Genomic DNA, 17409 nt, shown 5'->3' with positions numbered 1-17409 from the left:
ACCAAACCAGCACTTGCCAATTTCGTGTTTTCTGTAAGCCATATGGGAGGCGTCCATATGGCTTATTCAGAAAAGGTACTGGACCATTATCAACATCCTCGCAACGTTGGAAAATTGAACACTAACGCCTCGGACGTTGGAACCGGCATGGTGGGTGCCCCGGCTTGCGGTGATGTCCTGCGGTTACAGATAAAGGTATCTGGCAATCGAATTGTGGACGCCAGGTTCAAGACCTACGGGTGTGGTTCCGCCATTGCATCCAGTTCCCTGGTGACGGAGTGGTTACTGGGGAAAACGCTCGAAGAGGCATCCCGTATCAAGAACCGGGATATTGCCCAGGAACTGGAGTTGCCGCCGGTAAAAATTCACTGCTCGGTGCTGGCGGAGGATGCCATCAAGGCTGCCATTGCGGATTACCAGAAAAAATTGCATCATGAAGAATAACCTGATTATTGTTGGCATTCTGGCGTTATCTTCCATTTTTTACGTCGCGTTGCCTTATTTTGCCTTTCGGGAAACATTGGTTTGGCAATTGTCATTGCATCCCTACCATATTTGGATGCTTGCGGGAATATTTCCCAGTATATTCCTGTGGCATATCTGCTATGTGGCGGGACAACACGTGGAACAGTGGGCCACCCCTTATCGCGAAACTCAGGAATAATCGGGACACCGAAAGTGGCGTTTTTACGGACTTCGAGAACCAGCCCACGCCAGGAGAACTTCTCTGTTACGGTGCGTCCAGTCCAGACGGGACAACCAGACGGAGAAGGGGACAGGAAACCATAAAAAGACAATTCCCCAGCAAAAAAGCGCATCCCGTAATCCGACAACCGTTACGTACCCTCCAAAGAATGACAATAACACAACACCTGCGACACCCCCCATGAACGTAACAATCCTGTACCCTTGGACAATGAGCGTCTTGTCCAGCCAGAACCACCAGGGAAGTTTCTCTGTAACGGCGGTATCTTTTAAATGATTTTTCATGACTCTTCCGCGATACCGTTTTTCAGGAGCCGGGTGATGCTGCAACCATTGGTTCCGACGGATACGAACGTCCCGGGGAACCCTTTTCAGATGCAGTAACAATGCTTCTATCCCGAGTAGAATGAGCAAACAAGGTGGTGGAAACCACGACAAGCGCCGTAACCCAGAATACCAGTCCGGGAACATCGGGTAACAATCCACGGGCAAAAAGAGACGTCAGTACTGCCAATACAAACATGGACAACCAGGATATCCAGCCGAGCCATGAGAGTACAGGATGAAACCAAGAGATACCACAATCCGGCGCAAACGTGGCTCGATACCATTCCATCGCCCAGCGTTCCGTAAGATTGGGGGGTGTGGTATTTTCCCTTAAAGGCAAGTACAAAAGCTTGTTGAAATCCGGAATCTGCATTTCCAACAACAGCCAGGCGAGCACCAGAAAAAACAGCCAAGACGGTACCACGATTTATCCTCCATGGGTAGTGTCTATGGGCAGTTACAGGAATCCGAAGATTGGTGGGGGTTTTTAGGTGCTTCGCGAACCAGCCCATGCCAGGAGAACCTCTCTGTCACGATGGGTCCAGTCCAGACGGGAAAGCCAAACGGAGAAGGGGACAGGAAACCATAAGACAACCAGCCCCCAAAGAAACAACACATGCAGGAATCCAGAAATAGTGATGGCGTCGTCATAAGAAAATAACAGCAAAGCGATAGCGATTCCGCCCAAAAACTGATAAATCCGATTAAACTGTCCAATGAGTTTCTCATCCAACCAGAACCACGTTGAAAGTTTTTTCACGGATGAACCAGAAAAACCTTGCGGAACCGGATGCGCCTGCAACCATTGGTCCCGACGAACACCGACATTTCCAGGAACGCCTTTTCGATGCAACAACCACGCTTCCGTGCCGAGCAGTATAAGCAACAGGGCGGAGGAAACCACGACAAGCGTCGTAACCCAAAATACCAGTCCAGGAACGTTGGGTAACCAGCCCTTTGCATACAAGCTGACCAAACCCGACAGTACGAACAGCGACAACCAGGAAATCCAACCTGACCAAATCAGCGCGCGAGACAGCCCGGGAATACCGCTATCTGGTGCAAAGGTGGCTCGATACCACTCCATCGCCCAACGTTCCGGAGGGTCGGCTGACGCGGTATGCTTCCGCAGTATCAGTCCCCGCAATGTATGTAATCCCGGAATCTCCAACACCCACACCACCCAAACTATCAACAACAAGAATGCGATTGCGTGTAAATATGCCATGAGCACCCCCCATAATCAAAACCCCCGGGCTCCACCAATTGGTGGTGTCCGGGGGCAGTTACCGGAACCCGAAAATTGGAGACGGAAGTATGGCAGTTGATTAAACCATTATTTCTGGGTAACTTTTGTTACATGGTTCGTGTCGATTTTCTTGTCGGTAAACCATTTGTCCAAAAGATAAGAGGGCAAGGACAACAGTGCGCCCAGAAAATCATCCAAGACACTCCAGAAACTCCCGAAGAAAAAAGCGACCCCCGATATTCCGAAAAGATAGGGAATATTCCCGAACTGTGTTGCGGGAATTGCCTGCGGGTAAAACAATGGCGAATATCCGTATTTCAGAAGGAAGCTGGCCAATAATAAGGATACTCCCATCATTCTGAATAGTTTTCCTGTTTGCATGGTGGTCTCTCAATTTTTAGAGGATACCTGAAATCCGTTATTCAGGTATCCATGACTATTACCGGAAACTCGATATTCGGGATGCTCCACCGGTAATCTTCTTCATAGAATGCCCGCCAGGGAATGTACCAGTTGTCCTTGCAACGCCGGGAGTGCATGCTTGAAACTCAAATCCGTCTGGTTGGCAGTGGACACGATGCGGGTCCGGTAATACATCCAGTGACCGGATGCGGTAGACTGCTGGTGTATCTGTGTGGATGTTCCCTGCGACAGGTTCGCCTTGGATTGCGATTGAACCGCATTCTTGCTTCTAACCCCGACCTGGACATCGGTTACCATGCCATAGGTGTTGGTGTGAACCAGAGAATCGGCCAGAAAACCAATGGCACCGCCTGCGAGACCCCCAATCCCGGCGGCCTCATAGGACTGACCCGCCACACCTCCGATGGCGCCTCCGGCCAGGACACCGGCCAACGTGCCACCGTATCCTTGGCCCAAGGCTGCCTGCGCGGCAGAAGTCGTTGTCTTGCCTACGGATAACACATTGACCTGCAACAGGTAATGTGCTTTCGTATACGGTACGACACGATATCCCTGATTATTCAGGTCCACCGCCAGTTCCTGACGGAGCCTGGGCATATCCATATTCTCGTCAGAGGTGTTCCGCATCTGTAAATATACCGTCTGTTCGGATGGCGATGCGGGTGGCAAAAAGATAGTATTGGACATCTTGGTCTGAACCGCCAGGTTTCGATGTTGAATGGCCATTTCCGTGGCCGCACACCCGGACAATGCCACAATGGCGGGAATCAAAGTCAGTTTCACTGCAAAAGATGGACGCATAAACCCTCCTGCTGAGGTGTGGTTAAAACACCTTTACCGGAAACTGAAAATTAGTGCGTACGTAACCAATGATATTCGGCCCACCAGGCATATCTTCCACCCACAAGGATACCAGTCCATCGAATCATGGGGATGGCGGTAATGAATGCAAAGGTTAGACATAGCGTCAATCGCAATGCCACCATGGCATTTCCACTCAACACCAGTTGCAGGCCCATCGGGAACAGGGGAAACAACACTCCCGCAAGAACAAACAGGGTTTCCATATAAGATATGGGTTGCGCAGGCAATATCCAGGGTGGGAGCGCAACAAGTTCCGGGTGTTGTCTCTCGAAGAACGTCAACCAGGCTTCCCGTTCCTCGTTCTTGTCGAATCCCCGCTGTAGTTCCTGAAAAAACGATAATGGGATATTACTTTGCGACATGGCGAGCACTGCAAATATCGGGTCCAGTATGAGCAGCACCCAAAATGGAATCATCCGAAACAGCCAACCGGTCCACGCGCCGATGAGAAAAACCCAAAGCAACAACCCCAACACAAAGAGCCATCTCATTCTCTGAGGAGGAGACATACAGGCAACACTTGGGGGATGGCGACAATCCTCCCAGAGAATACGGAGCACTTTCCAAAAAAGACGTAAGGGCATTTTGTCGAACAGGAACAAAAACAAAAGTGTACCGCTAACGGCTACCAGCCAAGAAATCAACACGATTTATACCCCCATATTTCTGAATTTTTCCGCACTTGCCCAACCGATTACCGGAAACGGGGAATTGGTGCTGGCGTGTGGTTGTTCATCAGGAATGCTTCTCGGAAAATCATAGAAAAAGCTGGACATGAAAAAAGGGCGGAAACCGCCCGTAGTAGTCAAGAATATCGCACTTTGTGTTTTTCCTTTCGGCGATATTTCGTTTTGTCCCGTTCAACACGGGTGGGGATGACCCCCATACGAACCTTGAGGCGGGGAAGTTTCCCTTTGATTTTCTCCATGTTGGTCTCCTTTACAAAAACACGCGGGAACATTACCGCATGACCATTACCGAAAAGTTGAAATTGTCGGGTATCCCAACAGATACGCCCTGCTTGCTAGGAAGCCCGCACGGGTGCGGGCATCCTGTCAAACCAACTCGACATCCCTGTACTGGAGTCGCCGTCCCAAAACCAGATTTCTGATTTTTGGGATTTCCCACATAAAGCTTTGTCGTACAACGTCTTTCGCTTCGCGCAACGTCATGACACTCACGTGGTCGTTTACCCACAAATAGCCCTCAGAGAAGCGACCAGCGTGCTCGTTGAAAACATAAGCGGTATGCGTACATTCGGGATATCGTTCCAGTATTTTGGAAAACACTCCGAAATGGAACAGATTCTTCATCTCAAATACCGAAACGATATGACGAACACGACTCCCCGTATTCGCATATGGCCTCGCCTCATTGGGAAGGGATAGTAAAGTGCCGGCATACGGCTCATCTTCTGTTCCCCACATTTTCGAGCGCCACTCCCAAATGGATGCACAGTTGGTATCCTCAAAAACATTGAACAACTGCTTGACTTCATCCAACATTTCCGAATATGGCATACGTAACCGGAGCCACGTAGGGAACATGGTTGTCATGAGGTGACGCATTTGACTGCTCCCTGGATTATCGCGTGTCAAATAGGCCGAAATCAAATCTTCCCCGTTGACTTGCGAAAACATCTTGAATATTGCGGGTGTCGGATAAATCCGCTCGAAACAGGGATACCCAAGAAACAGGCAATACTCGGAAGAGATATCCTCTATGGTTCTTGACGCCCCACGTATGCTTAAAACCACTTTGGTTGTCATAGCTCTCTCCTTCAAACACACGACAAAATTGTCGCCTTTAAGGTTACCGGAAAATATATATTTGATATGTTGGCACGCAACTTGCTATAAATTAACCACAATAAAAGGTATCCAATTGAACAGAAGGGATTACTTGAAACGATTAGAAACCGGAATGTTGCCTGACGGTGACAATCTGGAAATGCGTCTTTTCGAATGTCAGCATCTCATGATGCTGGAGTATAGTGAAAAGGTGGAAATTTATCATAAGCCCATTGTGCGAACGTCCATGGCCAGCATGTTCATTCCGATGGGTGTCGTCGAGCGGTTACAACATGCGTGTCGTTTGTTTTATGTCAACAACTTGAGACGTATATCCGTCGGGAAATGGGTCCCGAAAGCGTGGAACTGACACAGAAAGGTACCCCGGAATATCCGGGGTACATGGGTTACCGGGCAGTTATGAGAAACGCCCCTTTTTCCTGTAACACCTCGTATCTTACATATCCCGTACTGGCGCCGGTGAAATAGCGTACGTCAAAACACCAGCCCACGGGAAACGCGTGACACAATTCCGCAGTTCCGACGCCGGTTATCTGCCAGTGGCGATGTCGGCTGCCTCGAATATGGGCGGTGAGATTATCCGTTACCGGGTCCCAGGTGGCCCAATATCGTCTGGCGTTGCTGTGGGCGCCGATAAACGCGATGCCCTTGTCCACTTGCACATATTGACCCGTCTGCCAGAAGTTTCTGGCAATACTCACGCTGGGCGGGTTCGCCGCCGGTAAAACGATGCTTCCGCAACCGGTCAGGGCCGATATCGTAACCCATAGGAGTGTGTATTCCCGAATTCCTAACTGACCCATTGCAGCCCCAACATTTGTTGACAATCCTCACCCACGGACATGCTTTCACACGGATAATCGGAAACAACGCCATCCACGAAACTGCCATACACATTCCGGAGACGTACGATGTCATCGTTACCCACTACATCGGATATCACATCAAAACCCAGATGTCGCAGGACGCTATAGGATAACCGAGCTCCGTTCGGAATATACACCACCAGGTCTCCTTTCTGTACCCGATTGCGCGGTAATATTCCACGACCCAGGGGCGTAATGACCACCTCCAGATTCCGGTTGGGGCAGGGCACAACACACTTGTCCAAGACGTTTACCGCCAATGCCTGTTTCATGTTTTTTCTCCTGTCATCAACACACAGCGAAAATGCTGCATGGTGTTTACCGGAAATCTGAAATCGGCAATATCGGGGCCAAGAAGTCAGTGACGATGCCGTATGAAAATGCGCTTGAACAGGGTGATTCCGGCGACTCTTCCGTGTCCGGGATTCCCGGATGTCTTCCAGATTTCCTTGCAGAGTACGTTTCCGCCGCTCTCGGTGGACCCCAGAATATCAAACTGCTCCGGACAGTGGTGGTTCAAAAAACTGATGGGTACCCCCATGATTCCGGGATAATCGGAAGGTATTGCCTTGGTGAACGGGACCTCGATGGCCCGGTAGTTGTCATATTCCATATAGGCTGTTTTATGCTTCTGGATTCTCGGATTGCTGCGGATATTTTCATCCATGGTGCGCAGACGCAAGGGTTTCGCCATTCGACTGTGAACCATGTTGGTTAGCCATATGGCCGGAACGTCCCGCAACGCTTCTTCATGGATGGTCCGAAAGAGCATGCGTTTTCGGGGAGTATATCCGAGTCTCATTTGCCGGCGCTGAATCAACGGAAACACGTCTCTGTAGGTTATGGCGTTCTGGTTACCAATTACCAGAAAGTGTTTGGAGTCAGGGGCGGCGAGAATCCATGTCATGAAGTCTCTAAACAGAGAAAAGGGCGGATTCGTGATGATGAAATCCGCTTCATCACGGAACGCCGTTATCTCTTTACTGCGAAAATCACCATTTTCCGACAGGAGTTTCCGGAAATCTTTGGTGGCGTGTCCGGTTCGCATTCTGATAAGACATTTCCCGGGGTTTCCCCCGATTCCTGAATAGCTGGTAGATATTAGTCGTATAAGTCCCAACCGGTTGAAGTTCAGTAAAAAATACTGGGTAAATTGACTCCGCTCCGGGTCGTCGCAAGGACAAAGTACCGTTTTCCCGCGAAAGATGTTCGGGTTGGCGTCGATATATCCAGATATCTCCGCTTCGATATCTGGAAATTGCGTATAGAATTCATCGTTTCTCGCACGTATCGCGGCACACAGGTTTTTATTGTCGGACATGCGGCGATTACTGAAAAACATCTATTGGCCAACATACCGAAACAGAACTGTTGTTGAGACTGCCTGGGAGATGTGAAATCGCAATTTACGGTAAACAAGGTGGACAATTTTGTCCTGTGTTTATCGAGGTGGTGTCATGTCTTACGAGGAAAATTACAAACAGTATCGGGGAAAGTGCCGGGAATTGGCGGAGGAAGCCTGCGCAAACAATCCGGAGCTGAAGCTGGTACGGGGACATTACTGGTGTCCGATATGGAATCGGGAAGAGCCACACTGGTGGTGTACGGATGGGTCCGGAAAAATTGTGGACCCATCAGCAAGACAGTTCCCGTCTGCTGGGTTAGGTATTTACACGCCGTTCAATGAGCTTGTTGCCTGTGCCGAATGCGGCAAGAGTGTGCAGGAACACGAAGCAACGTTTGAAAGCAACTATGCCTTTTGTTCGACGCGTTGTCTCATGCGTTTTGTTGGACTTTAGACAAGAAAAAGCCCCCATAAGGGGGCTTGGTTGCGTCAATCTCCCATTCGTTTCGCGGAGTTGTCCTCATTGATAATTGCCCGAACAGACTCCATGGTGGACGGACAGTGCGTTACTGCTCCGGCTTGGATAGACATGACATTGGAAAAGCAGTATCCCTCGCACATGGACGCCAGCTCGAATGAGCATTGCGGATATCTGCTAGAAAGTTCCCGCAAAGCGGGACCCGGACAGCCCCGAAAGGTTCTAAACCAAGCCAAAAGGCGTTCATTTTCCGGACCTGCGATAGAACCGGCATAAACGTTATTTTGTACACCCCAATTGACTACGGACCAGCTATTCCAGTTCACATATCCTGTTTCCAGATATGCCTGAACAACTTTCCTGAACATGTCATGGCGCATGGTCAGCTTCTTGTTTCCGGCCTCAAGCATTTCCAGGAGAGCTTCTTCTGCATGAGACAGAGACTCGTTATCGTCTCCTTTCGGCATGCCCAATATCTGACGAAACTGTTCTCCAGACAAATATCCTTTAAGATACCACCCGACCAACATTTCATTAACTGGCAGGCTGGAAAAGAAAGTTTTCTGAATGCTCTCCGGAATGGGTATGATAGCCTTTAATGAGAGGACCTCACCCATGAAATATTTCCCCAAAATTTCTTTCAATATCGAGGTGTGCCCCTCGATTTTCAACCGATGATTTACGTAGGTTGACACTTGAAACCTCCTTATCAAACACCAGACGAAATTGTCCACCTTGTTTACCGTAAACCTAATATTTGCGTTCATTGTGTCCGTGTAAATTTTAGCGTTTCGGTAATCTTCTTGCGGTAATTTTGCCGCGAGTTCATGGGAGCACGTAACATGAAGAATATTCGTATCACTTTAGGGCAGGATACGCCCTGTTATGCCACGGTTGATATAGAGGTTGAGGATGAAATTCTGGAAAACGAGGAAAAACTGAAGGAGTTTCTCATCCAGAAGAGTCGAGTCCTCATGAATGATGATGATGTAATGTTCTACCCGGAGTGGGATTTCAGCAATCAACGCATCGTTTGCGTGGCATCTGACTCTCTATTGATGTTGGAAAACATTCTTCTGGCTCCAGATTACCAGAATACTGGTGTTCTGTTTGCCCAGGCCATAACACAAAAAAATAGAGAGGATTTCTTTGCGGCCGCTGAATCTTGTGGCGCAACCCGACAGGATGCCCTGGATTTTCTGAAGAAAATGACAGAATAAGACAACTCCCCCGCATTGCGGGGGTCTTTATTTTGGGCTTGCGCGACAAAAAACCGCCTGGTAGGGCGGTGTACACATTGGCGGCGAGTGAGGGATTCGAACCCCCATGCCGGTTTCCCGACGGTTGCTTTCGAGACAACTGCGATACCCTTCTGCCAACTCGCCAAATGAGAGTTAGTGGATGTTATTCTTTAAGTTCTGACATAGGTTCCTCCCGATGTTTGGTCCGCCGTTGGCTCAACGGCGTAATTTGGCTGGGGAACGTGGATTCGAACCACGGTTGGCGGGTTCAGAGCCCGATGTCCTGCCGCTAGACGATTCCCCAAAAATGGAGTCTGGCCCCGGAATCGAACCTGGGGTGCGCAACTTTGCGGGTTGCGGCCTTGCCACTCGGCCAACCAGACGTGGTTTGGAGCCAGCAGTGGGTATCGAACCCACGACCTCGTTCTTACCAAGAACGTGCTCTTCCTACTGAGCTATGCTGGCGCATTGGAGCCGGATACCGGAATCGAACCGATGACCTGTTGTTTACGGGACAACTGCTCTGCCAACTGAGCTAATCCGGCGTAATTGGTGCCTGAACGTGGACTCGAACCACGAACCTCCCGATTATCAGTCGAGTGCTCTGCCATTGAGCTACCCAGGCAAATATAGGTGTTTATACCTGTTTATAGGCATATCCCCGCATAAATAGATATAAACAACTGGCATTGGCGGCGAGTGAGGGATTCGAACCCCCATGCCGGTTTCCCAGCGACTGTGTTCAAAACAGGTGCAATACCCTTCTGCCAACTCGCCTTTCTTTGGTGCGTGGCAAGGTCGCGCTCTACCACTGAGCCATTCCCGCAATTGGTGGACAGCGCCGGATTCGAACCGACAACGAAAAGCGTATGAAACTTCCGCTCTGCCAATTGAGCTAACTGTCCGAAATTGGAGTTCCTGACGGGATTCGAACCCGCATTCCTCGACCGAGAATCGAGCGTCCTGGCCCTTGAACGACAGGAACGAATGGGTACCACTCCCCGGATTCGAACCGGGAACCCCTTAATTCTGAACGATGAACTGCCTTACGTTATGGCGTGAGTTTCGTTCTTTATTATAACAATGGTAAACCACCTGTAATAGCATCTATAAGTTCAACAGGGGCGGGACCGATACCTATCGCGGTGCGGGTAATCTGTCCATGAAATTCAGTTAAGCCGGAGTCTTCTACCAGTGATACCGGCAATCCCGCTTCTTTTGCAGCATTCATCATTGACAGAAGTTCCGTTTCAGAAGAAACGCCAAGGGCTATTTTGGTAAAACTTCCGGACATCCAGGCTTCGTACCAGGATTCCCATTCAGACGTTTCTCCAGACTTCATGATAGCGAGTTGAGAGGCGTGCGCACCCTGGGCCACCATTTTGCCTTTGCGCATGTTTAAATCTTTACGAATAACGATAACCTGTTTATGCATGATGCGTTTCCTTTGTTAATACAATAGGTCTGCTTCGGGGTGACCTACGGGATTCGAACCCGTACCGGGAGAGTCACAATCTCCGGTGCTGCCATTACACCAAGGCCACACCGAAACACCCTACCGGCGTTTCTCGATTGACGCCGCCACTTCGACAGTGCCCGCGTTCGTAACGTGACCATCTGCATGAACCAAACAGTCTCCACGTTGTACAGGTTCTCCCGTTTCACGAGCCGTACGCGCAGCAAATATCAATTGCGTCAATACTTCCTCAACCGGGGCGCCTTGCAAAAACGGAACCGACGATTTGTGAGATTCCTGCATAAAAATATCCTTATTTCTGTGATAGTGGACAATAATCTGTTCGAAGCGGAAGCACCCGTTCCATCTCTGCATCCAGTTCCATCAAGCGATTACCGCAAGCTTTCAGCTTGCGGATGATTTCCTCGATTTCCTCGATTTCCCGTTTGCTGATTTCCTGTTTGCTGATTTTGTGCGACATGACACTGCTCCTGTTTATGAAATTGGTGCCCATCCCCGGATTCGAACCGGGAACATTCGGGTTTTGAGTCCGACGCCTCTGCCTGTTGGACTAGATGGGCTTGAATTGGGTCAACTACCCCAGCCTGAATGGTTTCCCCGCCTGATACTGCTGTTACAATGGCCATTGTAACTAGAGACGGAGAATGCCCCACAGGGCGGGAAAATGTTGCAAGTACGATGCCCCTGCAATGGCCATTGTAACAGTAGGCACTCGCAAGCTCGCCGGAGAGCTCAAAAGTTGCAAGTACGATGCCCCTGCAATGGCCATTGTAACGCGGTGACGGTGTCGACGGCGGCAATGTTCGTGCGGTTGCAAGTACGATGCCCCTGCAATGGCCATTGTAACCCTGTTATCGTAACCGTATGATTTCCCGCTGTAAATCCAGCACGTTCCGCGAACCCCTGTTTCACAGCGAAAATATAACCCGTCGGTATTACCGGATATTTCAAATTGGCGCAGCTCTGGCATATTTCCGCACGGTAATGACGGGGATTCCCGTATTTGGTTGAGGAAACAGGATTCGAACCTGTATAACGAGTTTCAAGGACTCGCGTCCTGCCATTGGACGATTCCTCAATGTGACCCATCCAGGAATCAAACCCGGGCCGCTCGGTACCTATGTCCGGCATGTTGTCATGGGTCTGTGATTGTGTGCCAACCAGGACAATTCGCGATTGGTCACTGAATTGGTGCGGTCATCTGGAATCGAACCAGTATCTTCGGGGCTTCAACCCGACGCTCTGCCTGTTAAGCTATAGCCACAATTAAAATCAAAAGGAAACCGGGCAGAAACAACGCTTATATCTTATAGCCCGGTTTTTCGCATAGTGCCGACAAGACAATCCCACGGTTATCCGCCATACGTTTACCAACTACAGGAACAATGGCTGGGAATAATGCCAAAAATATGTTTCTGAAACCCGTAACAGCCGTTTTCGTGGGACAGAGAACAGCTCTGGACGAAAGAATGTTCTCTGCCACAGAGTCGAGCAGGTTGTGTTCAGCCGTTCTCTCTGTATCCTCTTTACGTTCTGTATATTCATGAAACAGGTTTTCCAGAACTTTAAGGTCGTGGACAAGTATCCCTGAACCGCTCAAGTCACTGGTCGCCAAAGCGGAACCAAATGTCAACTTGAACAACGTCGAAATGAATAACAACCACTTGATAGCTTTCATCTTGAATCTCCTATATGTCTCTATGTCTAAAATTGGTACGCCCGGAGGGACTCGAACCCCCAACTTCCTGGTTCGAAGCCAGGCACTCTATCCAGTTGAGCTACGGGCGCGTTCGGAGCTGAATAAAGGAAATCGAACCCGGATTATTAAAAATCCGGTACTCTAGCCAATAGCGTTAGAGGCGCATGGAAAATACCTGCCCAAGAGGGCGTGCTTGCGCAGAGGTCACATCGAGGGCTTGACTGGATTGGCCCGCCATGAGGGATTCGAACCCCCAACCCACGGGATAGAAGCCCGTTGCGCTTTCCGTTGCGCCAATGGCGGAAATTGGTACCCGTCCCCGGATTCGAACCGGGAAACCGAGGTTCTTGGCCTCGTATGGTTGCCAGTTACATCAGACGGGCAAAAATTTGGAACACATGGCCGGCATCGAACCGACGACCTGCCGCTTACGGGGCGGCTGCTCTACCACCTGAGCTACAGGCGTATCCCGCACAATTCTGTCATAGCGGGAAAACCGTGTCTTCGATTTTATCCCACAAACTTTTTTTGGCCACTTTCCTTGGGCGCGTCAGTTCTAACGCAATCTGCGCACCAGTCAGCGCGGCCAGTATCAACAGTCGTCTTTTCTCTTTTTCCTCTGCCGCTTTTCTGGCGTCTGCGCGGTCATGAATCCGTTTCAGAAAAGCCGGTTGTACTGTTTTGTCGTAATGCATGATAGTTCCCCAGTGAAATTAACCCGTTGCACCACAGGCGGTCACATAGAGCCTGTTCGACGGGCGAAATCCACTAATGGATATATCCGTATCGAGGCCCGTCGCGGAAATATATCCAACAATACGGATAGAATCCCTCTATTTGGTGGAGCCAGCGGGATTCGAACCCTTGGACGGGCAAAACCCGCTAATGGATATATCCGTATCGAGGCCCGTCGCGGAAATATATCCAACAATACGGATAGAATCCCTCTATTTGGTGGAGCCAGCGGGATTCGAACCCTTGGACGGGCAAAACCCGCTAATGGATATATCCGTATCGAGGCCCGTCGCGGAAATATATCCAGCAATAGAGATAGAATCCCTCTATTTGGTGGAGCCAGCGGGATTCGAACCCGCGACCTTCTGCTTGCAAGGCAAACGCTCTCCCGGCTGAGCTATGACCCCGAATTGGCACTTCCGTACGGATTCGAACCGCAATACCAAGTTTTGGAGACTTGTGTCCTACCGTTGGACGACGGAAGCAAAAATAATGATGGGTAGGCGAAATGGTGTGCATTTACGCCAAAATCCTGTCTTCTACCGGCAAATTGACACCCCCACACAGCAACCACGACCATTTGCCAAAGACGATTGCCAGTCCCGAAGTACGGGGTAGGGTATCCGGTGGCCAAACCGGATAGCGGTGTCCATACACCCGCAGGGTTATTTTTGCGTTTTCCCCATGATTACAAGCGCGCTCAATGGCTCTCCGCAAAACAACTGCCGCGGGCTCAAGGCCCTAACGATGTCGGCGGGATACTCTTTAAAAGATGGCTGCTTCTAAGCCAACTTCCCAAGTCGCCTACCCATCATTACTAAAATTGGTGCCCGGAGCAGGGTTCGAACCTGCGACATTCGGTGTGTAAAACCGACGCTCTGCCAACTGAGCTACCCGGGCATAACATTGGTGCGTCCCGTGGGAATCGAACCCACAACTCCCGGATTAAGAGTCCGGTACTCTGCCTGTTGAGTTAGAAACGCATGATATTGGCGACCTCGACGGGATTTGAACCCGCACACTCCCGATAGACAGTCGGGTATCCTGCCGTTGGATGACGAGGCCATGATTTGGTGCGCCATGCAGGACTCGAACCTGCAACCCGGAACCTAGGAAATTCCTGCTCTTTCCAGTTGAGCCAATGGCGCAAATTGGTACGTCCCCAGGGGTTCGAACCCTGAACTCCCGGGTTAAAAGCCCGGTACTCTGCCAGTTGAGTTAGAGACGCATGATATTGGTACCCATACCCGGATTCGAACCGGGAACCCTCGGATTTTAAGTCCGATGCCTCTGCCAATTGAGCTATATGGGCAAGATATGGAGCCGGATACCGGAATCGAACCGATGACCATCCGTTTACAAGGCGGATGCTCTGCCAACTGAGCTAATCCGGCAAGATTGGTAAAACCAACGGGATTCGAACCACTGGACGGGCGAAACCCGCTAATGGATATATCCAAGCAATGGCCATTGTAACGCCCAGGGATGCTAAACTTGACCCTTGGCTTGCTAGTTGCAAGTACGATGCCCCTGCAATGGCCGTTGTAGCCCTGCTGTCGTAACCGTATGATTTCCTGCTATAAATACAGCACGTTCCGCGAACCCCTGTTTCACAGCGAAAACATAACCCGTCGGTATTGCCAGCAAACCCTTGGACGGGCAAAACCCGCTAATGAATATATCCGTATCGAGGCCCGTCGCGAAAATATATCCAACAATACGGATAGAATCCCTCTATTTGGTGGAGCCAGCGGGATTCGAACCCTTGGACGGGCAAAACCCGCTAATGGATATATCCGTATCGAGGCCCGTCGCGAAAATATATCCAACAATACGGATAGAATCCCTCTATTTGGTGGAGCCAGCGGGATTCGAACCCTTGGACGGGCAAAACCCGCTAATGGATATATCCGTATCGAGGCCCGTCGCGAAAATATATCCAACAATACGGATAGAATCCCTCTATTTGGTGGAGCCAGCGGGATTCGAACCCTTGGACGGGCAAAACCCGCTAATGGATATATCCGTATCGAGGCCCGTCGCGAAAATATATCCAACAATACGGATAGAATCCCTCTATTTGGTGGAGCCAGCGGGATTCGAACCCGCGACCTTCTGAATGCCGTTCAGACGCTCTCCCGACTGAGCCATGACCCCTAATCCGTAAAGACCCCCATGTTATCAGGTCCCTTTACTGAATTGGTGCTCACCCCCGGATTCGAACCGGGAACATCCTGAGTCTGAGTCAGTCGCCTCTGCCGATTGGACCAGGTGAGCTTAACTGGAAACGATTGGTACTTCCGGAGGGACTCGAACCCTCATCACGCGCTAATCTGGCGCTTCCGGATTATAAGGCCGGCGCTCTACCGTTGAGCTACGGAAGCATATTGGTCGGAATAGCGGGATTCGAACCCGCGGCCCCTTGCCCCCCAGACAAGTGCGCTGCCAGACTGCGCCATATTCCGTTAGTTGGAGCGGGTTACGGGATTCGAACCCGTTTCTTTAGCTTGGAAGGCTAAGGCACAGCCCATATACCAAACCCGCAATTGGGGCACCCGACGGGACTCGAACCCGCATTCCCGGAGTGAAGGTCCGTGCGCCTGGCCTGTTAGCAGACGGGTGCAATGATGACAATTGGCTCCGACACCAGGACTCGAACCTGAATTCGCCGGTTAACAGCCGGCCGTTCTGCCATTGAACTATATCGGAATGTATTGGCGGAGTGTGCAGGATTCGAACCTGCGTGCCGGTTTCCCAGCCATCTGCTTTCCAGGCAGCGCCATTTGACCACTCTGGCAACACTCCAGGATTGGTCTGGGTAGCCGGATTCGAACCGGCGACCTTCTGAATCCGAATCAGACACGCTACCAAGCTGCGCTATACCCAGATTGAAGGGGTGGGGCCGTTACCAAATCAGCACAACGTTCCGGTAGTTCTGTTCGAATCCAGAGCCGTAAACGCTTACACGAAATGGCCATAACCCCATGGACTGGCGGAAAACCCAGGATTCGAACCTGGATGCCGGTTTCCCGACGGCAGGTTAGCAACCCGCTGCTGTACCATTGAGCCAGTTTTCCAAAATTGGTGGGAAGCCACGGAGTCGAACCGCGCGTTGCCGCTAGGCGTCTGATTTACAGTCAGGTGGGTTTGCCGCATCCCTCACTTCCCAAAAATGTGCGCATACCAGGATTTGTCCGGAAATATTCGTTTCTGACGGCAAACGCATCTCCTACTGGCACCATTCCCCATAAGCCGTCAGACCAACAGGAACGGACCTTAAGCGCGTAAGGCTGCCCTCTCGGGGCAAATTGGTGGAGTTGGCGGGACTCGAACCCTTGGACGGGCAAAACCCGCTAATGGATATATCCGTATCAAGGCCCGTCGCGGAAATATATCCAACAACCGGGATAGAATCCCTCTATTTGGTGGAGTTGGCGGGACTCGAACCCTTGGACGGGCAAAACCCGCTAATGGATGTATCCGTATCAGGGCCCGTCGCGGAAATATATCCAACAACCGGGATAGAATCCCTCTATTTGGTGGAGTTGGCGGGACTCGAACCCTTGGACGGGCAAAACCCGCTAATGGATGTATCCGTATCAAGGCCCGTCGCGAAAATATATCCAACAATACGGATAGAATCCCTCTATTTGGTGGAGTTGGCGGGACTCGAACCCGCAACATTCTGCCTGCGGAGCAGATGCGCTACCCGTTGCGCCACAACCCCCTGAATATGGATGCGGGCAGTGCTTCCCGAATGGCATCCCTCCCGCGGCCACTCGTTTGCCGTGAAACACCGACTCGCGAAATTGGTCTGCGCGGCGGGATTCGAACCCACGACATCCCGGTTCCAGGCCGGGTACTCTGCCAGACTGAGCTACGCACAGAGATAGGGTGTGGGGGAGGGACACGAGCCCTCAACAACGTTCCGAAGAAACGGAAAACGTCTGTTTTATCTACCCCACAATGAAATTGGTAGCGGGTACCGGAATCGAACCGTTTCTCCGGGCCATGAACCCGACATAGTGCCACTCTACCAACCCGCTTTAACATTTTAACCGTACGGTTATCCTGAAACATTCTGCGGCCAGAGTGCTTCAGGATAACCCGGAATCGCTTCCAGGTTATTGTGATACTCCCTTAAAGGAAAGCATCACCAACGCGAATCCGGAAACGAAAGTTTCCGAAC

20 protein-coding genes and 39 tRNA genes are annotated in these 17409 nt (G+C 50.7%); 4 read left to right on the top strand and 55 right to left on the bottom strand.

What is annotated here, in order from left to right; translation table 11 throughout:
• The first annotated feature begins 57 nt into the window (after positions 1–57).
• Both iscU and ACJU26_RS09685 read left to right on the top strand, forming a co-directional pair.
• Complete coding sequence (gene iscU, locus ACJU26_RS09690) at positions 58–444, top strand: Fe-S cluster assembly scaffold IscU (protein ID WP_414039453.1); 387 nt, start codon at positions 58–60, stop codon at positions 442–444.
• Entirely contained in the window at positions 434–664 is a 231-nt protein-coding gene (locus tag ACJU26_RS09685) for a hypothetical protein (RefSeq protein WP_414039452.1), read from the top strand. The genes iscU and ACJU26_RS09685 overlap by 11 nt, the downstream gene beginning before the upstream one ends.
• 23 nt (positions 665–687) lie before the next feature.
• On the opposite strand, the gene ACJU26_RS09680 is transcribed toward ACJU26_RS09685, so the two are convergent.
• From ACJU26_RS09680 to ACJU26_RS09630, 11 genes are all read right to left on the bottom strand, one after another.
• Entirely contained in the window at positions 688–990 is a 303-nt protein-coding gene (locus ACJU26_RS09680) for a hypothetical protein (protein ID WP_414039451.1), read from the bottom strand.
• 22 nt (positions 991–1012) lie between these two features.
• Positions 1013–1456 (bottom strand): hypothetical protein, encoded by a 444-nt coding sequence (locus ACJU26_RS09675; RefSeq protein WP_414039450.1) that lies wholly within the window; start codon positions 1454–1456, stop codon positions 1013–1015.
• Between the two features lie 63 nt (positions 1457–1519).
• A complete protein-coding gene (locus ACJU26_RS09670; protein ID WP_414039449.1) occupies positions 1520–2260 on the bottom strand; it encodes a hypothetical protein in 741 nt (246 codons plus the stop codon).
• 108 nt (positions 2261–2368) lie between these two features.
• Positions 2369–2662 (bottom strand): hypothetical protein, encoded by a 294-nt coding sequence (locus ACJU26_RS09665; protein ID WP_414039448.1) that lies wholly within the window; start codon positions 2660–2662, stop codon positions 2369–2371.
• 102 nt (positions 2663–2764) lie between these two features.
• On the bottom strand, positions 2765–3505 hold the full coding sequence (locus ACJU26_RS09660) for a complement resistance protein TraT (RefSeq protein ID WP_414039447.1): 741 nt from the start codon (positions 3503–3505) through the stop codon (positions 2765–2767).
• Between the two features lie 50 nt (positions 3506–3555).
• Entirely contained in the window at positions 3556–4044 is a 489-nt protein-coding gene (locus tag ACJU26_RS09655; protein WP_414039446.1) for a hypothetical protein, read from the bottom strand.
• A gap of 329 nt (positions 4045–4373) precedes the next feature.
• The gene (locus tag ACJU26_RS09650) at positions 4374–4496 is read right to left on the bottom strand and encodes a hypothetical protein (protein WP_414039445.1); all 123 of its coding nucleotides are present in this window, start codon (positions 4494–4496) and stop codon (positions 4374–4376) included.
• A gap of 127 nt (positions 4497–4623) precedes the next feature.
• Positions 4624–5337, bottom strand: a complete 714-nt coding sequence (locus ACJU26_RS09645; RefSeq protein ID WP_414039444.1) for a hypothetical protein — start codon at positions 5335–5337, stop codon at positions 4624–4626.
• Positions 5338–5765: 428 nt separating this feature from the next.
• Positions 5766–6182: a hypothetical protein gene (locus ACJU26_RS09640; protein WP_414039443.1), complete on the bottom strand. Its 417-nt coding sequence runs from the start codon at positions 6180–6182 to the stop codon at positions 5766–5768.
• Complete coding sequence (locus ACJU26_RS09635; RefSeq protein WP_414039442.1) at positions 6170–6517, bottom strand: hypothetical protein; 348 nt, start codon at positions 6515–6517, stop codon at positions 6170–6172. Before ACJU26_RS09635 ends, ACJU26_RS09640 begins: the two co-directional genes overlap by 13 nt.
• A gap of 86 nt (positions 6518–6603) precedes the next feature.
• Entirely contained in the window at positions 6604–7566 is a 963-nt protein-coding gene (locus ACJU26_RS09630; RefSeq protein WP_414039441.1) for an adenine-specific methyltransferase EcoRI family protein, read from the bottom strand.
• A 136-nt stretch (positions 7567–7702) separates the two neighbouring features.
• On the opposite strand from ACJU26_RS09630, the gene ACJU26_RS09625 reads away from it, so the two are divergent.
• Positions 7703–8044, top strand: coding sequence for a hypothetical protein (locus ACJU26_RS09625; RefSeq protein WP_414039440.1), 342 nt, complete (start codon positions 7703–7705; stop codon positions 8042–8044).
• 35 nt (positions 8045–8079) lie between these two features.
• Here ACJU26_RS09625 and ACJU26_RS09620 read toward each other — a convergent pair whose 3' ends face one another.
• The gene (locus tag ACJU26_RS09620; RefSeq protein WP_414039439.1) at positions 8080–8763 is read right to left on the bottom strand and encodes a hypothetical protein; all 684 of its coding nucleotides are present in this window, start codon (positions 8761–8763) and stop codon (positions 8080–8082) included.
• A 147-nt stretch (positions 8764–8910) separates the two neighbouring features.
• On the opposite strand from ACJU26_RS09620, the gene ACJU26_RS09615 reads away from it, so the two are divergent.
• On the top strand, positions 8911–9288 hold the full coding sequence (locus ACJU26_RS09615; protein ID WP_414039438.1) for a hypothetical protein: 378 nt from the start codon (positions 8911–8913) through the stop codon (positions 9286–9288).
• 78 nt (positions 9289–9366) lie between these two features.
• On the opposite strand, the gene ACJU26_RS09610 is transcribed toward ACJU26_RS09615, so the two are convergent.
• The 43 genes from ACJU26_RS09610 to ACJU26_RS09400 all read right to left on the bottom strand — a co-directional run bounded on the left by ACJU26_RS09610 (position 9367) and on the right by ACJU26_RS09400 (position 17266).
• Positions 9367–9453 (bottom strand) — tRNA-Ser (locus ACJU26_RS09610).
• Between the two features lie 86 nt (positions 9454–9539).
• A tRNA-Gln gene (locus tag ACJU26_RS09605) sits at positions 9540–9613 on the bottom strand.
• A 4-nt stretch (positions 9614–9617) separates the two neighbouring features.
• A tRNA-Cys gene (locus tag ACJU26_RS09600) sits at positions 9618–9692 on the bottom strand.
• A gap of 6 nt (positions 9693–9698) precedes the next feature.
• Positions 9699–9774 (bottom strand) — tRNA-Thr (locus tag ACJU26_RS09595).
• 4 nt (positions 9775–9778) lie between these two features.
• A tRNA-Thr gene (locus ACJU26_RS09590) sits at positions 9779–9854 on the bottom strand.
• A 5-nt stretch (positions 9855–9859) separates the two neighbouring features.
• Positions 9860–9934: transfer RNA gene (locus ACJU26_RS09585), tRNA-Ile, on the bottom strand.
• 65 nt (positions 9935–9999) lie between these two features.
• A tRNA-Ser gene (locus tag ACJU26_RS09580) sits at positions 10000–10086 on the bottom strand.
• A 52-nt stretch (positions 10087–10138) separates the two neighbouring features.
• Positions 10139–10214, bottom strand: a tRNA-Met gene (locus ACJU26_RS09575).
• A gap of 5 nt (positions 10215–10219) precedes the next feature.
• A tRNA-Glu gene (locus ACJU26_RS09570) sits at positions 10220–10294 on the bottom strand.
• A gap of 90 nt (positions 10295–10384) precedes the next feature.
• Entirely contained in the window at positions 10385–10744 is a 360-nt protein-coding gene (gene pth2, locus ACJU26_RS09565; protein WP_414039437.1) for an aminoacyl-tRNA hydrolase, read from the bottom strand.
• A gap of 38 nt (positions 10745–10782) precedes the next feature.
• Positions 10783–10853: transfer RNA gene (locus ACJU26_RS09560), tRNA-His, on the bottom strand.
• A 225-nt stretch (positions 10854–11078) separates the two neighbouring features.
• Positions 11079–11246: a hypothetical protein gene (locus ACJU26_RS09555; RefSeq protein ID WP_414039436.1), complete on the bottom strand. Its 168-nt coding sequence runs from the start codon at positions 11244–11246 to the stop codon at positions 11079–11081.
• A 23-nt stretch (positions 11247–11269) separates the two neighbouring features.
• A tRNA-Leu gene (locus ACJU26_RS09550) sits at positions 11270–11346 on the bottom strand.
• A gap of 444 nt (positions 11347–11790) precedes the next feature.
• Positions 11791–11864, bottom strand: a tRNA-Gln gene (locus ACJU26_RS09545).
• Between the two features lie 222 nt (positions 11865–12086).
• Complete coding sequence (locus ACJU26_RS09540) at positions 12087–12464, bottom strand: hypothetical protein (RefSeq protein WP_414039435.1); 378 nt, start codon at positions 12462–12464, stop codon at positions 12087–12089.
• Between the two features lie 33 nt (positions 12465–12497).
• Positions 12498–12574 (bottom strand) — tRNA-Arg (locus ACJU26_RS09535).
• 138 nt (positions 12575–12712) lie between these two features.
• Positions 12713–12788 (bottom strand) — tRNA-Arg (locus ACJU26_RS09530).
• A 4-nt stretch (positions 12789–12792) separates the two neighbouring features.
• Positions 12793–12868, bottom strand: a tRNA-Leu gene (locus ACJU26_RS09525).
• Between the two features lie 7 nt (positions 12869–12875).
• A tRNA-Thr gene (locus tag ACJU26_RS09520) sits at positions 12876–12951 on the bottom strand.
• A 16-nt stretch (positions 12952–12967) separates the two neighbouring features.
• A complete protein-coding gene (locus ACJU26_RS09515) occupies positions 12968–13180 on the bottom strand; it encodes a hypothetical protein (RefSeq protein WP_414039434.1) in 213 nt (70 codons plus the stop codon).
• Positions 13181–13551: 371 nt separating this feature from the next.
• Positions 13552–13627 (bottom strand) — tRNA-Ala (locus tag ACJU26_RS09510).
• 4 nt (positions 13628–13631) lie between these two features.
• Positions 13632–13705 (bottom strand) — tRNA-Trp (locus ACJU26_RS09505).
• A gap of 339 nt (positions 13706–14044) precedes the next feature.
• Positions 14045–14120, bottom strand: a tRNA-Val gene (locus tag ACJU26_RS09500).
• A 7-nt stretch (positions 14121–14127) separates the two neighbouring features.
• Positions 14128–14203: transfer RNA gene (locus ACJU26_RS09495), tRNA-Lys, on the bottom strand.
• A 7-nt stretch (positions 14204–14210) separates the two neighbouring features.
• Positions 14211–14285 (bottom strand) — tRNA-Asp (locus ACJU26_RS09490).
• 6 nt (positions 14286–14291) lie between these two features.
• Positions 14292–14368, bottom strand: a tRNA-Arg gene (locus ACJU26_RS09485).
• Between the two features lie 4 nt (positions 14369–14372).
• Positions 14373–14448 (bottom strand) — tRNA-Lys (locus ACJU26_RS09480).
• 7 nt (positions 14449–14455) lie between these two features.
• Positions 14456–14532: transfer RNA gene (locus tag ACJU26_RS09475), tRNA-Leu, on the bottom strand.
• A gap of 6 nt (positions 14533–14538) precedes the next feature.
• Positions 14539–14614, bottom strand: a tRNA-Thr gene (locus ACJU26_RS09470).
• A gap of 687 nt (positions 14615–15301) precedes the next feature.
• A tRNA-Ala gene (locus tag ACJU26_RS09465) sits at positions 15302–15377 on the bottom strand.
• Positions 15378–15420: 43 nt separating this feature from the next.
• Positions 15421–15497 (bottom strand) — tRNA-Leu (locus ACJU26_RS09460).
• Between the two features lie 15 nt (positions 15498–15512).
• Positions 15513–15604 (bottom strand) — tRNA-Ile (locus ACJU26_RS09455).
• Between the two features lie 4 nt (positions 15605–15608).
• Positions 15609–15685 (bottom strand) — tRNA-Pro (locus ACJU26_RS09450).
• Positions 15686–15690: 5 nt separating this feature from the next.
• Positions 15691–15764 (bottom strand) — tRNA-Gly (locus ACJU26_RS09445).
• 3 nt (positions 15765–15767) lie between these two features.
• A tRNA-Glu gene (locus tag ACJU26_RS09440) sits at positions 15768–15843 on the bottom strand.
• Positions 15844–15855: 12 nt separating this feature from the next.
• Positions 15856–15929: transfer RNA gene (locus ACJU26_RS09435), tRNA-Asn, on the bottom strand.
• A gap of 6 nt (positions 15930–15935) precedes the next feature.
• Positions 15936–16025, bottom strand: a tRNA-Ser gene (locus ACJU26_RS09430).
• Positions 16026–16030: 5 nt separating this feature from the next.
• Positions 16031–16107: transfer RNA gene (locus tag ACJU26_RS09425), tRNA-Pro, on the bottom strand.
• A gap of 103 nt (positions 16108–16210) precedes the next feature.
• Positions 16211–16297 (bottom strand) — tRNA-Ser (locus tag ACJU26_RS09420).
• Between the two features lie 5 nt (positions 16298–16302).
• Positions 16303–16388 (bottom strand) — tRNA-Tyr (locus ACJU26_RS09415).
• 483 nt (positions 16389–16871) lie between these two features.
• Positions 16872–16947, bottom strand: a tRNA-Ala gene (locus ACJU26_RS09410).
• Between the two features lie 83 nt (positions 16948–17030).
• Positions 17031–17107, bottom strand: a tRNA-Pro gene (locus ACJU26_RS09405).
• Positions 17108–17193: 86 nt separating this feature from the next.
• Positions 17194–17266: transfer RNA gene (locus tag ACJU26_RS09400), tRNA-Met, on the bottom strand.
• Between the last annotated feature and the right edge of the window lie 143 nt (positions 17267–17409).

It is taken from the genome of Acidithiobacillus sp. M4-SHS-6, assembly GCF_047421495.1.
Lineage (GTDB): Bacteria > Pseudomonadota > Gammaproteobacteria > Acidithiobacillales > Acidithiobacillaceae > Acidithiobacillus.
This window is presented reverse-complemented; position numbering and strand designations above follow the sequence as displayed.

What these genes read in the sequence shown, in the direction of transcription:
- iscU (WP_414039453.1), top strand. Translation starts at nt 58, where the DNA reads ATGGCTTATTCAGAAAAGGTACTGGACCATTATCAACATCCTCGCAAC.
- ACJU26_RS09685 (WP_414039452.1), top strand. Translation starts at nt 434, where the DNA reads ATGAAGAATAACCTGATTATTGTTGGCATTCTGGCGTTATCTTCCATT.
- ACJU26_RS09680 (WP_414039451.1), bottom strand. Translation starts at nt 990, where the DNA reads ATGAAAAATCATTTAAAAGATACCGCCGTTACAGAGAAACTTCCCTGG.
- ACJU26_RS09670 (WP_414039449.1), bottom strand. Translation starts at nt 2,260, where the DNA reads ATGGCATATTTACACGCAATCGCATTCTTGTTGTTGATAGTTTGGGTG.
- ACJU26_RS09665 (WP_414039448.1), bottom strand. Translation starts at nt 2,662, where the DNA reads ATGCAAACAGGAAAACTATTCAGAATGATGGGAGTATCCTTATTATTG.
- ACJU26_RS09660 (WP_414039447.1), bottom strand. Translation starts at nt 3,505, where the DNA reads ATGCGTCCATCTTTTGCAGTGAAACTGACTTTGATTCCCGCCATTGTG.
- ACJU26_RS09650 (WP_414039445.1), bottom strand. Translation starts at nt 4,496, where the DNA reads ATGGAGAAAATCAAAGGGAAACTTCCCCGCCTCAAGGTTCGTATGGGG.
- ACJU26_RS09645 (WP_414039444.1), bottom strand. Translation starts at nt 5,337, where the DNA reads ATGACAACCAAAGTGGTTTTAAGCATACGTGGGGCGTCAAGAACCATA.
- ACJU26_RS09640 (WP_414039443.1), bottom strand. Translation starts at nt 6,182, where the DNA reads ATGGGTCAGTTAGGAATTCGGGAATACACACTCCTATGGGTTACGATA.
- ACJU26_RS09635 (WP_414039442.1), bottom strand. Translation starts at nt 6,517, where the DNA reads ATGAAACAGGCATTGGCGGTAAACGTCTTGGACAAGTGTGTTGTGCCC.
- ACJU26_RS09630 (WP_414039441.1), bottom strand. Translation starts at nt 7,566, where the DNA reads ATGTCCGACAATAAAAACCTGTGTGCCGCGATACGTGCGAGAAACGAT.
- ACJU26_RS09625 (WP_414039440.1), top strand. Translation starts at nt 7,703, where the DNA reads ATGTCTTACGAGGAAAATTACAAACAGTATCGGGGAAAGTGCCGGGAA.
- ACJU26_RS09615 (WP_414039438.1), top strand. Translation starts at nt 8,911, where the DNA reads ATGAAGAATATTCGTATCACTTTAGGGCAGGATACGCCCTGTTATGCC.
- pth2 (WP_414039437.1), bottom strand. Translation starts at nt 10,744, where the DNA reads ATGCATAAACAGGTTATCGTTATTCGTAAAGATTTAAACATGCGCAAA.
- ACJU26_RS09555 (WP_414039436.1), bottom strand. Translation starts at nt 11,246, where the DNA reads ATGTCGCACAAAATCAGCAAACAGGAAATCAGCAAACGGGAAATCGAG.
- ACJU26_RS09540 (WP_414039435.1), bottom strand. Translation starts at nt 12,464, where the DNA reads ATGAAAGCTATCAAGTGGTTGTTATTCATTTCGACGTTGTTCAAGTTG.
- ACJU26_RS09515 (WP_414039434.1), bottom strand. Translation starts at nt 13,180, where the DNA reads ATGCATTACGACAAAACAGTACAACCGGCTTTTCTGAAACGGATTCAT.